The organism is Corallococcus sp. NCSPR001, assembly GCF_017309135.1.
GTDB lineage: Bacteria > Myxococcota > Myxococcia > Myxococcales > Myxococcaceae > Corallococcus.
Genome location: NZ_JAFIMS010000002.1, coordinates 2,426,479 through 2,441,662, shown reverse-complemented (window position 1 = coordinate 2,441,662; position 15,184 = coordinate 2,426,479). Strand labels below are relative to the sequence as shown.

At 69.9% G+C, this 15,184-nt stretch carries 13 protein-coding genes; 4 read left to right on the top strand and 9 right to left on the bottom strand.

The window, feature by feature from the left end; genetic code table 11:
* Positions 1-27 precede the first annotated feature (27 nt).
* From pilQ to JYJ93_RS12000, 8 genes are all read right to left on the bottom strand, one after another.
* Positions 28-2,805: a type IV pilus secretin PilQ gene (gene pilQ, locus JYJ93_RS12035; protein WP_206789860.1), complete on the bottom strand. Its 2,778-nt coding sequence runs from the start codon at positions 2,803-2,805 to the stop codon at positions 28-30.
* A 58-nt stretch (positions 2,806-2,863) separates the two neighbouring features.
* Entirely contained in the window at positions 2,864-3,424 is a 561-nt protein-coding gene (locus tag JYJ93_RS12030) for a pilus assembly protein PilP (protein WP_206789857.1), read from the bottom strand.
* Positions 3,425-3,468: 44 nt separating this feature from the next.
* Positions 3,469-4,083, bottom strand: coding sequence for a type 4a pilus biogenesis protein PilO (locus tag JYJ93_RS12025; protein WP_206789855.1), 615 nt, complete (start codon positions 4,081-4,083; stop codon positions 3,469-3,471).
* Positions 4,084-4,105: 22 nt separating this feature from the next.
* Positions 4,106-4,789, bottom strand: a complete 684-nt coding sequence (locus tag JYJ93_RS12020) for a PilN domain-containing protein (RefSeq protein ID WP_206789854.1) — start codon at positions 4,787-4,789, stop codon at positions 4,106-4,108.
* A gap of 30 nt (positions 4,790-4,819) precedes the next feature.
* Positions 4,820-5,902 (bottom strand): type IV pilus assembly protein PilM, encoded by a 1,083-nt coding sequence (gene pilM / locus JYJ93_RS12015; protein WP_014399064.1) that lies wholly within the window; start codon positions 5,900-5,902, stop codon positions 4,820-4,822.
* A 228-nt stretch (positions 5,903-6,130) separates the two neighbouring features.
* The gene (locus JYJ93_RS12010) at positions 6,131-7,543 is read right to left on the bottom strand and encodes a sigma-54 dependent transcriptional regulator (protein WP_206789851.1); all 1,413 of its coding nucleotides are present in this window, start codon (positions 7,541-7,543) and stop codon (positions 6,131-6,133) included.
* 35 nt (positions 7,544-7,578) lie between these two features.
* Entirely contained in the window at positions 7,579-8,697 is a 1,119-nt protein-coding gene (locus tag JYJ93_RS12005) for an ATP-binding protein (protein WP_206789849.1), read from the bottom strand.
* Positions 8,698-8,719: 22 nt separating this feature from the next.
* A complete protein-coding gene (locus JYJ93_RS12000) occupies positions 8,720-9,790 on the bottom strand; it encodes an A24 family peptidase (RefSeq protein ID WP_206789847.1) in 1,071 nt (356 codons plus the stop codon).
* A gap of 230 nt (positions 9,791-10,020) precedes the next feature.
* Here JYJ93_RS12000 and JYJ93_RS11995 point away from each other — a divergent pair, with 230 nt between their 5' ends.
* The 4 genes from JYJ93_RS11995 to JYJ93_RS11980 all read left to right on the top strand — a co-directional run bounded on the left by JYJ93_RS11995 (position 10,021) and on the right by JYJ93_RS11980 (position 13,358).
* A complete protein-coding gene (locus JYJ93_RS11995; protein ID WP_277989463.1) occupies positions 10,021-10,614 on the top strand; it encodes a prepilin-type N-terminal cleavage/methylation domain-containing protein in 594 nt (197 codons plus the stop codon).
* Positions 10,615-10,706: 92 nt separating this feature from the next.
* On the top strand, positions 10,707-11,633 hold the full coding sequence (locus JYJ93_RS11990; protein WP_206789845.1) for a pilus assembly protein PilG: 927 nt from the start codon (positions 10,707-10,709) through the stop codon (positions 11,631-11,633).
* Positions 11,614-12,594 carry an ABC transporter ATP-binding protein gene (locus JYJ93_RS11985; protein ID WP_206789843.1) on the top strand — a complete coding sequence of 327 codons (981 nt, stop codon included), beginning with the start codon at positions 11,614-11,616 and terminating at the stop codon, positions 12,592-12,594. The genes JYJ93_RS11990 and JYJ93_RS11985 overlap by 20 nt, the downstream gene beginning before the upstream one ends.
* Positions 12,591-13,358 carry an ABC transporter permease gene (locus JYJ93_RS11980; RefSeq protein WP_206789842.1) on the top strand — a complete coding sequence of 256 codons (768 nt, stop codon included), beginning with the start codon at positions 12,591-12,593 and terminating at the stop codon, positions 13,356-13,358. Before JYJ93_RS11985 ends, JYJ93_RS11980 begins: the two co-directional genes overlap by 4 nt.
* A 4-nt stretch (positions 13,359-13,362) precedes the next feature.
* On the opposite strand, the gene JYJ93_RS11975 is transcribed toward JYJ93_RS11980, so the two are convergent.
* A complete protein-coding gene (locus JYJ93_RS11975; protein ID WP_206789839.1) occupies positions 13,363-15,123 on the bottom strand; it encodes a tetratricopeptide repeat protein in 1,761 nt (586 codons plus the stop codon).
* Positions 15,124-15,184 lie beyond the last annotated feature (61 nt).

Here is a 15,184-nt window from a genome sequence, read left to right as displayed (position 1 = left end):
GTCTCTCCCAATCAGGGCGCGGTGCCGTTAGAGGCTCTGCGCGATGGTCTGCCGGTTGAGGATGCGGGGCGTGATGAAGATGAGCAATTCCTGCCGGTCGTCCGTCTCGAAGGTCGTCTTGAAGAAGAAGCCGAGCACGGGGATCTTGGCCAGGAAGGGCACCGAGTCCGTCCGCGTGCTGCCCCGGCGCACGTAGATGCCGCCGATGACCGTCGTTTCGCCGTCCTTCACCAGGACCTGGGTGTTGGCCTCCTTGCGCTGGATGGAGGGCTGACCGTTGGCGCCGGTGTTGGACGGGTCCGGCTGGTTGTTCTGCGCCTGGATGGACATGAGGATGCTGCCGTCCTGGGTGATGTGCGGCGTGACTTCCAGCGACAGGCGCGCTTCCACGAAGGTCGTGTTCACGCCGCCGGCCGACGTCTGGCTGAACGGGATGGACAGACCCTGGCTGATGCGGGCCGTGTTGTTGTCCAGCGTGGTGACCTTGGGCGACGAGATGGTCTTCACGGTGCCCTCCGTCTCCGCCGCGGACAGGCGCAGGTTGAGCTGCACGGCGCCGCCCGCGGAGCCGAAGGCGAAGCCCATGGCGCCACCGAGGCCTTCACCCACCGCCGCCGGCAGGTTCACCGCGAAGTTGGGCTGGGCCGGGACGCCCGCCGCCGTGCCGGCGATGCCGCCCGTGACGCCGACGGTGCTGGGGAAGATGAGACCGGTCGGATTGCCGGACGCGGCCGACAGACGCGTCTGGCCACCCCACTGCACGCCCAGGTCGCGGCTGAAGGTGGTGCTCGCCTCCACGATGCGGCTCTCGATGAGGACCTGCGGCGTCTGCGTGTCCAGGCTGCGCACCAGGGCGCGCGCCTTCTCCGTGTTGGAGCGGATGTCCTTGATGATGAGCACGTTGGTGCGCGTGTCCACCGTCACCGTGCCACGGTCGCTGAGCACGTCCTTCACGCGCGCCGACATGTCACCGGCCACCGCGTAGTTCACCGGCACCAGGCTGACCAGCAGGTCCTCCTGCTGCTGCAGCGACTTCTTGCGCTCCTGGCGCAGCCGCGCCTCCTCTTCCAGCGTCTTCAGCGGCGCGATGCGGATGATGTTGCCCACCTGCTCCTGGCCCAACTGCTTGGTGCGCAGGATGAGGTCCAGCGCCTGGTCCCAGGGCACGTTGCGCAGGCGGATGGTCACGCGGCCCGACACGTCGTCGGCCACGACGATGTTGCGCTTGGAGATCTCCGCGATGACGCGCAGCAGGTTCTGGATGTCGATGTCCTTGAACTCGAAGGACACGCGCTTGCCGCGGTAGCGCGCCTGCTGGGGCGCGCCCTCCGCCGCGTACGCCGGGGCCTCCGCAGTGAAGCCGGCGGTGCGCTGGGCGACGGCCACCTCCTCCGTCTTCACGCCCTGCACGTCCAGCCGCCAGCTCAGGCTGTTGGCGCCCTGCGTGACGTTCTCCTCGATGGCGCCGTCCGCGGCGACCACCAGGCGCACCTTGCGGCCCTCACCCGGCACGCTGAAGGCGCTGATCATCTTCACCGGCGTGTCCAGCGCGCTGGTGTCCAGGCTGCGCTCCAGCTTCTTGGGCAGACGCGCGTTCTCCAGCGTCAGCACCGCGCTGCGCGGGTCCGGCCGGTCCACCTTCCACGCCGTCGCGCCGGACAGCTTCAGCTGCACGCGGCCCCCCGAGGGGCTCTCGTCGAAGGACAGGTCCTTGACCTCCACCACCGCCGGCTGCGACGCGGCCTGCGCCACCGCGGGCTGCGGCTTCGCCGTCTCCTGCACGGGCAGGGGGTGCGGGCGCAGGGGCTCGGTCTCCGCCACCGCGTCGCGGGGCTGGGCGGGCTTGGACTTGCGCGCCACCGCGCCGCCCAGCACCACCTCCAGGCCGCGCTCGGCGCGGTCCACGCGGTAGGCGGGCATGTCGCCCTTGGCCACGAGCACCAGGCGCACCTTGTCCTCGTGGGCGCCCACGCGCACGTCCTTGAGCAGGTTGCCCTTCACCTTGGGCGCCTTCGCGCTCAGGCCCACGCCGTACACGTCCACGGCCAGGCGCGGCGGGTCCACCAGCTCCAGGACCTCGAAGCGGGCGATGTCGCCGTCGGCGGCGACGCGCAGCGACTCGCCGTCCAGGGACAGCCGGGTGATGCGCTGGGCCGGGTGGGCCACCTCGCGCTCATCCGCCTCCGTGGCGACGACGTTCTCACGGCCCGGCGCCTGGGACGGGGCGGCCTTCGAAGAGGTCCCCTCCTCCGGCACCACCGCCACCATCGCCTCCACCACCGGCGCGGGCGCGGCCTTCACCGGCGCGGCGGCGACCGCCGGAGCGGGCTCGGCCTTCACCGGCGCCGGCTTCGCTTCGGCCTGAGCCTGGGCGGTCGCGGCGGCGGGGGCCACCGGCGAGCCGTCCACGGAGATGACCACGCGGTTGCCTTCCGCGCGGACGTCGTACTGGGAGGCCTGGTCGAGCGCCACCAGCACGCGGCCCACGCTGGCGCGCGCGTCGGAGAACTGGGCGGCCACCACGCCGGACACCGGACCGGTGCCGTCATGGTGCCCCTTGATGCCGGTGGCGTCCGCGGACGACAGGTCCACCACCAGCCGCTCCGGCCCACTGAGCCGGAAGACGGTGAAGGTGGGCGGCCGGGTCCCGGTCACCACGACCTGCGCACCGGCTCCCGTCCGGGACACCTGCAGGTCCCTCAGCGTATTGAGATCCGCGCCGTACACCTTGGCGCTTGCCAGGACGACCGCCCATGCGGCCGCCATGATCCACTTGCCCCTCGTCACAGCGCTCTGCTCGAGCATGCGTCCCCTCAACAAGTTGGAAGCGGGCGACGACTGCCCGCAGGCGCGCCGTGGGGCGCTACTCCCAGTTCTTGCCCGTCATCAGGTTGTAGGCGGGGTCCTTCACGCCATCCGCCTTGAGCTGCAGACTCACCGGATTGCTGATGAGCTCGCCCTTGGCGCCGGTGAAGACCTCGGTGACGGTGACCGAGTCCCGGAGAATCTGTGTGACCTTGCCGCCCTGGCGCCCCACCCGGGTGTTGCGCCGGACGATGTGGCCGCGACCCAGGGGGTCCTCGACCATCGCCAGCGGGCTGGCGTCCCCGGTGACGACCGCCACCAGCTTGAGCTGGTCGAGGTCGAACACGCACAGGGGTTCGTTGCAGGCCCGTTCCGGTGCGTCACGCGCCACCGGCCCGAGCTCCTCCAGCGGGCTGCGGAACGGATCCCGCTTGCCCACCGGACTGTAGGTGTAGACGAACGTTGGCGCCGCCGACGCCTCGGTCTTCTCCGCCACGGGGGCCGGCGCGGGGGCGGCGGCCTTGGGAGGAGCAGGTGGTGGGGCCTTGGGCGTGTCCTCACAAGCGGACAGGGTCAGCGCCATCACCGCAACGGTCATCGTGGACTTGAACGTCTTCATCCGCGTCATCCCTTGTCGCCCTTGTTGCCGGGCGGATCAAGTTTCTAGTTGCTCTTCTTCTTGTCGCTGCTCTTCGCGGCGGCCTTCGCTTCGACGAACCGGAAGGTCGTGGCCAGGAAGCTGCTCTGGAGAACGACCTTCTCGTTCTTCAGGGCCGCGCCATCGAGCTTGATGTTGTTGACGTTCACGATGCGGCGCATGTTCGCCATCTCCTGCAGGAACATGGCGATCTCATGGTAGTTGCCGCTCACCGTCATCCGGATGGGGATGCGCGCGAAGAACTCGTTGCCCTCGACGTACTCCTTGCCGGGCTCCACGCGGGCGATCTCCAGGCCGGACTTCTTGCCGATGTCGTTGATCTGCGCGAGCAGCTCTTCCATGTCGCGCCGCTCCGGCAGCTCCGTGAGGGCCTCCGCCAGCTTCTGCTCGAGCACGTCCATCTCACGGCGGCGCTCGTTGAGGTTCTGGGCGATCTCGCTCTTCTCCGCGAGCTCCAGGTCGAGCTTCCGGCGCTCCGTCGCGCGGCGGGCGATGTTCTCCTCCGTGGGCTGGATGAAGGAGAAGAAGTTGGCCACGGTCAAGACGACGACGATGGCCGCGAGCCCGCCGAACTTCGCCGCGGGGGGGGCCTTCGCCAGTTGATCCAGGTATTTTTCCATGACAGGGGTCCTTCGCCGCCAATCAGATGGCGTAGTTGGCGGTGAGGGTGAGCTTGAAGTCGACGAACGTCGCCGCACCGGCCGCCGTGGGCTTGGTCTGCACGGCGTTGGTCAGCTCGACGTTGCCGAAGAAGGGCTTGATCTCCGTCGCGGAGAACTCCTCCACGCTGGCGGTCTCCGTGTTGAAGAGCTCCACGCGCGACGTCTTGCTGGCGGTGCGGCCCTGATCCACGAGGCGCCCCATGCCCCTGGGCGTCCACACCATGCTGCCCAGGCCGCGCATCAGCTCCGCGACCTCGTCGTGGCTGACGGCCGAGCCGTCGATGGTGACCTTGTTGGAGGTCTCCACGAAGTTCTTGAGCCAGACCTTCTTGGGGATGGCCGAGGACAGCGCGTCCAGCATGCGCACCGGCCCGTTGCGGCCCCTGCGCAGCGTGTCCAGCACCGCGAGCTTCTTCTCCACTTCCGTCTTGCGGGCGTTGATGTTGGTCACCTCGCCGATGACCTTCTCCAGCTCCGCGATCTTCGCGCGCGTCTGGGTGATGCCCTGGTTGGCCCGCTGCAGCTCACCGTCGCGGTCCGCGTACCAGAAGTAATTCCCCACCACCGCGGCGATCAGCACCGCGGCGTAGAGGGCCAGGATCTGCCGGCCCATCTCGCGCTTCTTCACCGCCCGGACGGGCAGCAGGTTGATTCGGATCATCATGTGCGTGAGTTCCTCGTGGCCAGAGCGGTATCAACCCAGCTTGTCGCCCGGGCGCCGGAGCGCCAGTCCCACCGCCACCGCGGCCATGGGCGCCACGTCCATGATGAACGCGGGGTCGAACTTGCGGTTGTCCACTTCGATCTTCCGGAACGGGTTGAGGATCTCCACCGGCACGCCGGTCCGCGCCTCGATGGTCTTGAACAGGGCGGGGATCTTCGCGGTGCCGCCGGACAGGTAGACCTTGGTGAAGTTCGAGTCCGCGGCGGTGCCCGCGTAGAAGTCCAGCGAGCGCTGGATTTCACCCGCCACCTGCTCCGCCACGCTGGAGAGCACGCGCTCCACGTCCTGGGGCACCACGGCGTCCGCGTCCGCGCGGTTGCCGCCGATCTTCAGCGCCTCCGCCTCCTCGTAGGAGACGTTGAGCTGCTTCTGGATCTCCTCGGTGAACTGGTTGCCGCCGATGGTCACGTCACGGGTGAAGACGGTGACACCGTTGGCGATGATGTTGATGTTCACCACGGAGGCGCCGGCGTTGATGAGGACGACGGTCTCCTTGTCCGGCAGCTCGTAGTTCGTGGAGAACATGTTCTGGACGGCGAACGCGTCCACGTCCACCACCACCGGGGCGAGTCCCGCCTCGGAGACCACGGTGGTGTAGTCGTTGATCATGTCCTTCTTGGCGGCGACGAGCAGCACGTCCATCTGGCCGGTGGCGTCGTTGCCGCCGCCGTCAAGGATCTGCGTGTCGATGTTCACGTCCTTCACGTCGAAGGGGATGTACTGCTCCGCCTCCCACTGGATGCTCTCCTCGAGCTCTTCCTGGCTCATGCGGGGCATCTGGATCTTCTTGATGATGACCGAGTGGCCGGACACGCCGATGGCGACGTCCTTGCCCTTGACCTTCAGCTCGGACATCAGCTCCTGGACGGCCTGCACGATGGCCGTGGAGTTCATCAACGCGCCGTCCACGATGGCCTCGGGAGGCAGCGGCTTCATTCCGAAGCTCTGGAGCGCGTAGCCGACTTCACCGCGCTTGCGCTGCTCCTTGAGCATGATCATCTTGATCGACGTCGACCCGATATCCAGCCCGAGTGCCAGTTTGCCCTTCGCCATGCGTAACTCCATCGGAGAGGGCGCCAGCGTAGCACCGGCTTGATACCCCTCCTAAAAAGTGCTTGGCGCCCGGCCGCCCTGCGGACGGGGGAGCGCCGTGAAAAGCCAGCCACGACCGCGCCCCCGGGCCCACCATCGCGGAGGCCCGATTTTCCGGCCCCGGCGGCGTTCCGTCAAATGGCGCTGGAGGATTCCTCCAAGGTCGCCAGGCGGGCGTCTCCCCTGCCCTCAGGTCCGGGAGCCCTCCGCGTCCGGGTCGATGCCGTACTCCTTGATCTTGTAGAGCAGCGCCCGGTGGCTGATGTCCAACACCTCCGCCGCCCGGGTGCGGTTGCCCTTCGTGCGCCGCAGCGCCGCCCGGATGTAGGACTCCTCCAGCTCCCGGATGGCGCGCTTGAGCGACAGGTCGCTGCCGGCCTGTAGCGGCGCCGCCGTCCCGGCCGGGGCGGGTGCGGAAGCCGCCCACAGCTTTTCCGGCAGGCTGTTGGGCGCGATGTGGGTGCCCTCCGCGAGCAGCACCGCGCGCTCCATGGCGTTCTCCAGCTCGCGCACGTTGCCCGGCCAGGCGTAGGCCGTCATCAGGGCCTCGGCCTCCGGGGTGAAGCCCTCCACCGGAGGCTCGCGGTTGAGGTCGCGGTTGAAGCGGTGGAGGAAGGCGTGGGCGAGCAGCGGGATGTCCTCGCGGCGCTCGCGCAGGGGCGGCAGGGTGAGGTTCACCACGTTGAGGCGGTAGTAGAGGTCCTCGCGGAAGTCGCCCTGGGTCACCAGCTTGCCCAGGTCGCGCAGCGTGGCGGCCACCACGCGCACGTCCACGCGCTCCACGCGGCTTTCGCCCACCGGGCGGATCTCCCCCTCCTGCAGCACGCGCAGCAGCTTCACCTGCGCGCCCAGGGGCAGCTCGCCCACTTCGTCCAGGAAGAGCGTGCCGCCGTCGGCCTCCGCGAACAGGCCCCGGCGGGCGGTGCGCGCGTCGGTGAAGGCTCCCTTCGCGTGGCCGAACAGCTCGCTCTCCAGCAGGCCGTGGGGGATGGCGCCGCAGTTGACGGCGACGAAGGGCATGGCGGCGCGGCGGCTCTTGCCGTGCAGCTCGCGCGCGATGAGCTCCTTGCCCGTGCCGCTCTCCCCGGAGATGAGCACCGTGGTGTCCACGGGCGCCACGCGCGCCACCTGCTTGAGCACCGCCTGGAGCGCGGCGCTCTTCCCCAGGATGTGGTCCCCGGAGGCGCCGGGGAGCCGGGCCTCGTGCAGCCGGCGGTTCTCGCGGACCAGCCGCTCGCGCTCCTCCGCCTTGCGCAGGACGAGGACGATCTCCTCCGGCTTGAAGGGCTTCTGGACGTAGTCGTAGGCGCCCGCCTGCACCGCCTCCAGCGCCTGCTCCTGGGAGCCGTACGCGCTCATCACCACCACGGTGAGCCCCGGATGCTCCGCGAGCGCCGCCCGGAGCACCGACAGCCCGTCGCGCTTGGGCATGCGCACGTCCGTCACCAGGACGTCATAGGCGCGCGTGGACAGCTCGCGCAGGGCCTCGTCCCCGTCGGCGACGGCGCGCACGTCATAGCCCTTGTCGGTGAGCACCAGGGTGAGGATGTGGCGGATGGACGGCTCGTCATCGGCGACGAGGACGGTGCGGAAGAGGGGCATGGGGGATGCCCATCATATGCTGTCCGGCCCCGCCGTCAGGCCGCTGGCAGCGACAACCGGAAGCACGCGCCGCCGCCCGCCCCGTCGCGCGCGTCCAGCCGGCCGCCCATGCCCTGGGCCAGGTTCAGGGACACCGCGAGTCCCAGGCCCGTGCCCTGCCGGCCCTTGGTGGTGAAGAACGGCTCGAAGAGGTGCGCCCTCACCTCCGGCGACAGGCCCGGGCCGCTGTCCTCCACCTCCACCAGGAGGAGCGCGTCCTCGCGGCGGGTGGAGACGCGCACGCGCCCCTCGCCCCCCATGGCCTGGGCCGCGTTGAGCAGCAGGTTGATGAGGATCTGCGACAGAGGGCCTGGATCCGCGCGGGCCAGCAGGCCGGGCGTCACGTCCAGCGAGACCTCCACCCGGTCCAGCTCCGGCCCGGCACGCACCAGCCGCACGCACGTCTCCACCACCTGTCCCACGTCCACCGGCCCGGGCTGGGTGCTGGCCGGACGGCCCAGGTCCAGGAGCCCCCGGACAATCCGGTCGATGCGCAGCACCTCGTGGTCGATGCGCTCCAGGAAGTCCTTCAGCTCCGGCCCCTGCGCCCGGGAGCGCGCCAGGGAGAGGTAGCCCAGGATGCCCGCCAGCGGATTGCCCACCTCGTGCGCCACGCCCGCGGCCAGCTTTCCCACCGTGGCCAGCCGCTCGGAGGCGACGAGCTCCGTCTGCGCCCTCGCGAGCCGGGCGTTGGCCTCGCGCAGCGCCTCCAGTTGCGCGCGGGTGAGGGCCTGCTCCTGGCGCAGCGCCTCCGCCATGCGCCGCAGCTCGCGCTGGATGCGCGACAGGAATGGCCCGCCCTGCTCGGGGAGCGGCACGTCCAGTTGCAGCCGGCCCAGCTGCGCCACGGACTTCTCCATGGCGCGAAGCGGACGGCCCACCGCCAGGTCCAGCACGCCATAGGCCAGGAGCGTCAGCACCAGCAGGTCCAGCCCCAGCGCCAGCGGAAGGAAGGCGCGGATCCGCGTCAGGCCCTCCATGTCCAGCGACCCCGGCAGCGCCAGCCGGCGCGCCGTGTCCAGCAGACGGATGAGCACCGGCTGCAGGGTCAGCCACGACAGGCCCGTGGACAGCGAGCCCAGGAGGAACGCCACGCTGGCGATGCGCCACTTCATCCGCGCACCGGCGCGGGGTTCATCACCGCGTCCCCCCGAGCATCAGCGCCACGTCCAGGGGCAGCACGCGCGCGAGCCACGGCCCCAGGAGCATCACCTCCAGGCCCGCCAGCGCCAGCCACGGGCCGAAGGGGATGTTGGTGGGACCGGGGACCCACTCCTCCTCCTCACCCGCTTCATCCAGCGGCGCGTCCGGGATGGGCTGGAAGAGCAGGCAATAGGGGACGAGCACGACCCGCTTCCACAGGGGAAGGCCGGGCTTCGTGAAGTCCCACGTCATCGTGGGCTCGGGCTCCTCCTCCTCCTTTGGAGCCTCCGCGGCCGGCGTGAGGGGCACGTCCGCCTGGGGGTCCTGTGGGGGCGGAGGCGTGGCTTCCGCTTCCGGCGCGCCTCGCGGGCCCGCCCGTCCCGTGAGGGCCAGGAGCGCCACGCCCACGATGGAGCCCTGCAGCGACGAGAAGAAGAGGATGCCCAGCAAGGCCTTCCAGCCCAGGAACGCGCCCAGCAGCGCGACGAGGAACTTGTCCCCGCCGCCCAAGGCCTCGCGCTTGAACGCGCGCCAGCCCACGTACTCCATCAGTCGGAAGGAGAGGAAGCCCACCGCCGCGCCCAGCACCGCCTGCGCCACCGCGCCCTCGCCCTGGGGAATGGCCAGCAGCACCCCGGCGGCGATGCCCGGCAGCGTCAGCGAGAACGGGAGGATCCAATGTTCCAGGTCGATGAAGGTGAGCGGCACCAGCAGGAACACCAGCACCAGCGCGGGCACCAGCTCATAGGTCCAGTCGAAGCGCTTGAGGCACGCGAGGAACAACAGCCCCGTGAGCAGCTCCACCAGGACGTAGCGCGGGGAGATGGGCATGCCGCAGCCGCGGCACTTCCCGCGCAGCCCCAGCCACGACAGGACGGGGATGTTCTCGTACCAGGCGAGCACGTGCCCGCACTTCGGGCAGCGGGAGCCGGGCCGCACGATGCTCAGCCCCTCCGGCACCCGCGCGATGACGACATTGAGGAAGGAGCCGAAACACAGGCCGAGGATGAACAGGAAGAGGATGAACAGGGGCTCGGCCCAGCCCGGCGCGTAGGTGAACGTCACGGAGCCGGAATCCTACCCGCCGCTTCCGAAGCTGGCGACTGCGCGATGGGGGGACGAAAACCGTCAGCGTCAGTGACAAAAATTGGCAGGCCTCCGGGTGATCCATCCCCTGCCCGGCTCGCCTGCCCTGGGAATCCCGGGGGTTGGGCGGAATGTTCGGCGTGGCACTCTTCGTGCTAAGAGTTCGCACGTCGTTCAACCCCCCTCTGCCCACTGCGGAGTCCCCAATCATGATGAACCGTCTCTTCCGGAAGAAGGGTGGCTTCACCCTCATCGAGCTGATGATCGTGGTCGCCATCATCGGCATCCTGGCCGCCATCGCCATCCCGAACTTCATGCGCTTCCAGGCGAAGTCGAAGCAGTCGGAGGCCAAGACGAACCTCAAGGCCCTCTACACCGCCCAGAAGGCCTATTTCGGCGAGAAGGACACGTACCTCATCGACTTCAAGAAGCTGGGTTTCACGCCTGAGGCCGGCAACCGCTACAGCTACGGCCTGGCGGCCGACTGCAACGAGGCGGTGGCCGTCGCCGCCCGCACGTACACGACCGGCTGCATCGGTCAGGACGAGGCCCGCTTCAAGAACCCGCCGGGGACGGCCACCATGGCGGTGCCAGCTGGCGTGAAGCCGCAGATTACGGACTGCCCCTCCTGCGATTTCAACGCGACGGCCATCGGCAACGTCGACAACGACGACGAGGCCGACACGTGGGGCATCACCTCCGCGGCGACCACCGTCACCCTGACTGGTACCTGCGGCAACGATCAGGACGCCGTCTCCGGTGGCGAGCCCGGCAACGCGTACAACGACGTCAGCTGCCCGTGATGTCACTGGCCTCTGTCTGAACGAGGAGGCATGATTCAGCACGCGGGGCCTCCGGGAGGATTCCGGAGGTCCCGTTCGTTTTTTCGAGGCCCATGCGCAAGCTGCCTGCCCTGCTGTTTCCCGCCGCCCTGCTCTGCGTCGTGTTGCTGGCGGCCCCCCCTGTCCCGACCCTCCGGGTGAACGACCGGCCGCTCCTGCCGCGCCCCGGGCTGCTGCGCGCCGTCTTCCGGGGACAGTTGGGGCTGGTGACCGACTACTTCTGGATCCTCACGCTCAACCGCATCGGCAGATCCAGGACCCCCACGGACTACCGGGACGTCTACGACTACGCGGACCTGGCGACGGAGCTGGATCCCAAGTTCGCGACGGTCTACTGGTTCGCTGGGACGACCATCCCCATCCACCTGGGACGTGAGAAGTACGCCAACGTGGAGGAGTCCACGAAGCTGCTGCGCAAGGGGACCCGGAACGTGCCGGAGGACTCGCGCACGTGGTTCCAGCTTGCCTACAACCTGATGTTCTTCCACCGCGAGTACAAGGAAGCGGCGGACATCATCATGAAGCTGTCACACCGGAGGGATGCGCCGGACTGGTACTCGGCGCTGGCCACGCGGCTGTATGCCCAGGCCGGCGATTTCGACACGGGCCTGTCGCTGGCGGTGATGATGCGCGACGGCGCCGAGGACGAAGAGACACGCCAGACCTACGACCGCCGCGTCCGGGAGATCCTCCAGGAGCGCGTGCTCCAGCAGTTGGATGCGGAGGTGGCGCGCTACCGCGAACGGCATGGCCGCGCGCCCGCCACCGTGGAAGCGTTGGTGGAGGATGGGGGAATGACCCGGCTGCCAGCGGATCCGTTGGGTGGCCGCTTCTTCATGGGCGACGGCGGCCGGGTGTACTCCTCCGCCTCCGAGTTCCGCTTGCAGGTCATCTACGATGAGCGCACGCCCGACGGAAAACGCATCCGTCCCAACGCCCGCCCGGAGGGCACGAGTCCCAATGCAGACACCACACCCTGAAGCCCTTCCCATCCAGGCCCAGGGGCTGTCCAAGACGTACAAGGTCGGCTTCTGGCTCAACCGCACCGTGCGGGCACTCCAGGGCCTGGATCTCCAGGTGGGCCCCGGACAGATCTACGGCCTGCTCGGCCCCAACGGCGCGGGCAAGTCCACCACCATCAAGATCCTGATGAACCTGGTGCGGCCCAGCGGCGGCACCGCGCTCCTGTATGGACAGCCGGTGGACCGTGCGGCCACGCGGCGGCTGGTGGGCTTCCTGCCGGAGAACCCGGCGCCCTACGAGTACCTCACCGGGCGGGAGTTCGTGACGCTGGCGGGGCAGCTGTCCGGCCTGAGCGGCCAGGACCTGGACCGGCGGGTGACGGAGGTGCTGGGCGCGGTGGAGATGGCGGGCGCGGAGAAGCTTCAGATCCGCCGCTACTCCAAGGGCATGGTGCAGCGCGTGGCGCTGGCGCAGGCGCTGGTGGGCCGGCCGAAGCTGCTCATCCTGGACGAGCCGACGAGCGGCCTGGACCCCCTGGGCCGCCGGCAGATGCGCGACCTCATCCTCGCCGAGCGGGACCAGGGCACGACGGTGCTGTTCTGCAGCCACATCATCCCGGACGTGGAGGCCCTGTGTGACCGGCTGGCGGTGCTGGTGGGCGGGCGGCGCGTGCGCGAGGGCAGCGTGCAGGAGCTGGTGTCCGCGCAGGTGCCCACCGTGGAGATGGTGGTGGAGAACCTGCCCCTGGAGCAGGTGAAGGCGCTGGGCGTGGTGCTGGAGTCCGCGCAGGCCCTGGACGGGCGCGTGCTCCTGCAGGTGTCGGACGCGGACAGCCAGCGGCTCCTGGGCGGCGTGCTGGGCGCGGGCGGGCGGGTGAACCGCATCCAGCCGGCGCGGTTCTCGCTGGAGCAGCTGTTCCTGGACGCATTGAAGCACTCGGGCCGCACGACGAGCGTGGGCGGGGAGATCAACACGTGAGCGCGTTCACCGCGATGATGTGGAACGGTTTTCGCGAGGCGCGCCGCAACCGCGTGACGGTGGTGGTGGGCGTGTTCGCGGTCATCGTCCTGTTGTCCTCCACTCTGGTGACGGAGGTGACGGTCAACACCTTCGACCGCGTGTTGACCGACTTCGGCCTGGGGATGATGAGCCTCATCCTGGCCTTCCTCGCCATCTTCCTGTCGTGTGGCCTGCTGAGCCGGGAGATCGAGCGGCGCACCATCTTCCTCATGGTGAGCAAGCCGGTGTCGCGCACGCAGTTCCTGCTGGCGCGCCTGGCGGGCACCATGCTGACGCTGGGCGTGGTGCTGGTGGCGATGACGCTCATCTTCCTGAGCCAGCTCGTCCTGTTCCGCACCCCCATCCACTCCACGCACCTGGTGGCGGCCGGGGCGATGTGGTTCGAGCTGCTCGTGCTCAGCAGCGCGGGCATCCTCTTCTCCAGCTTCTGCGGCCCCGCGGTGTCCTCCATCTGCACGACGGGCCTGTATTTCGCCGGGCACCTGGCGGGGGACCTGTATGAGATCTCCAGCTACTCGGAGAGCCAGATGGTCCGCTGGATGGGCCGCGCCATCTTCTACATGCTGCCCAACCTGGAGCGGATGAACTTCAAGCCCCAGGCCACGTACGCGCTGCCCGTCGACGCGACCACCCTGCTGTCCTCGATGGGCTACGGGGTGGCCTGGGCCGGGCTCTTCACCGCGCTGGCCATGTTCATCTTCGAGCGGCGCGACTTCCGCTAAAGGCTCACGGCCCGGGCTGCGCGGTGGACGGCGCGGACCGGGCCGCCGCCAGCGCGCGGCGCGCGGCCTCCAGGTCCGGCTTGAGGCGGAGCGCTTCCGTTAGGGAGGCCTCGGCCTCGCGGGCCCGGCCCAGCTGCAACAGCGTGCGGCCCAGCTCCAGGTGTGAGTCCGCGCGGCCGGGCTCCAGTTGGAGGGCCTCCCGGAAGCTCGCCACCGCCGCCTCGAGCCGTTGGGCCCGGCGCAGCGTCAGGCCCAGGTTGTGGCGCGGGGTGGCGCTCCCGGGCTTGAGCCGGATGGCCACCTCCAGCTGGCGCACGGCGTCCTCGAAGCGCCCCGTCATCGCGTAGGCGACGGCCAGGTCGCTGCGTACGCGGTAGTTGCCGGGCAGCGCCGCCGCGGCGGTCTCCAGGTGGGGCACGGCCTCGGGCACGCGCCGCACGTTCAGGTACGCGGCCCCCAGCCACGCATGGGCGGATGGACGTTCGGGGACCTGCTCCACCGTCGTCTCCCACAGGGACACCTCGTCGTGCCACACGGGGATGCGCAGGACCGTCAGCAGGGCGAAGGCCGCCAGCACCCCACCGGAAGCGAGCGTCAGCGCGCGGGCGCTCGTGGGCCAGCGCTCGAGCAGGGCCCGGATCCCCACCGCCACGAGCAGCACGAACCCCACCGAGGGCAGGTAGAGGTAGCGCTCCGCGTAGGCCTCCACGCCGCGCGCCTGGAGGGCCAGAACGGGCAGCAGGGGTACGGCCAGCCAGGACAGCCCCGTCACGACCGCGCCCTGGCGCCTTCGCACCGCCCATCCCAGCAACCCCAGGAAGCCCACGACGCACACTCCCCCCAGAAGCACCGCGGGCTCCCAGGGTGAGCGCACCCATGACGCGGGAGGCGCCGCCACCAGCGGGTGCGGCCAGAGCAGCTTGCCGCCCAATCGCGTCACCAGCGCCAGCGCGTCCGCCAGGCTCGCGCCGCCATTCGACAGCCGGCGCGGATCCGCGGGCGCGGCCAGCCCCAGCGCGCTCAGCCGGAGGGCGGCGTACACCGCCAGCGCCACGGCCAGGGGGCCATGACGCCGCAGCCGCTCCCGGAACCCCACCGGGGCCATGCCCGTGCCCCACTCGAGGACGACGAGCAGCACCGGCAGCACGATGGCCGTCTCCTTGAGGAGCAGTCCCCCCAGCCACGTCAGCGCGGCCAGCCACGCGCGCGGGGACGACACCGGTCCGGGCACCAGCAACCGCGCCGTGAACAGCAGCGCGAGGCAGGCGCTCAGGTCCATCCAGCCGCTCACCCACACCACCGCCTCCGTGTGGACCGGATGCAGCGCGAAGAGGAGCGCTCCCGCGAGGGCCGCCCACCCGGACACATCCTCCCGGCCCTCGCCGCGCAGGCAGGTCCGCAGCAGCCGCCACACCAGGACGGACGCAGCCGCGTGCGCCAGGAGCGACAGCAGGTGGTAGCCCCAGGGAGCGGTCCCGAAGGCGGCCCGCAGGAGCCAGAACGTCACGTGCGCGAGCGGCCGGTAGTAGCCCGAGCCCAGCCCCGCGTCCGCGCCGTCGTCGACGAAGCCAAAGAGGGAGTGACTGAACGCGGCGCGCAGCCCGTCCACGGAGCGCAGCCAGGGGTTCTCCAGGAGCAGGGGGACGTCGTCGTAGACGAAGCCGTTCGCGAGCGCCGGGGCGTGGACGAGCAACGCCGCGAGGACCACCCAGAGAAGCTGGAGGGAGGCGCGCGGCGGCGGACCGTGGAAGGGAGTGGAGGCCATGGGTCGAATGGGCGTGGACCCTACCACCGCCCCACTCCGCTCCCGCCCCTGGCCGCGGGGC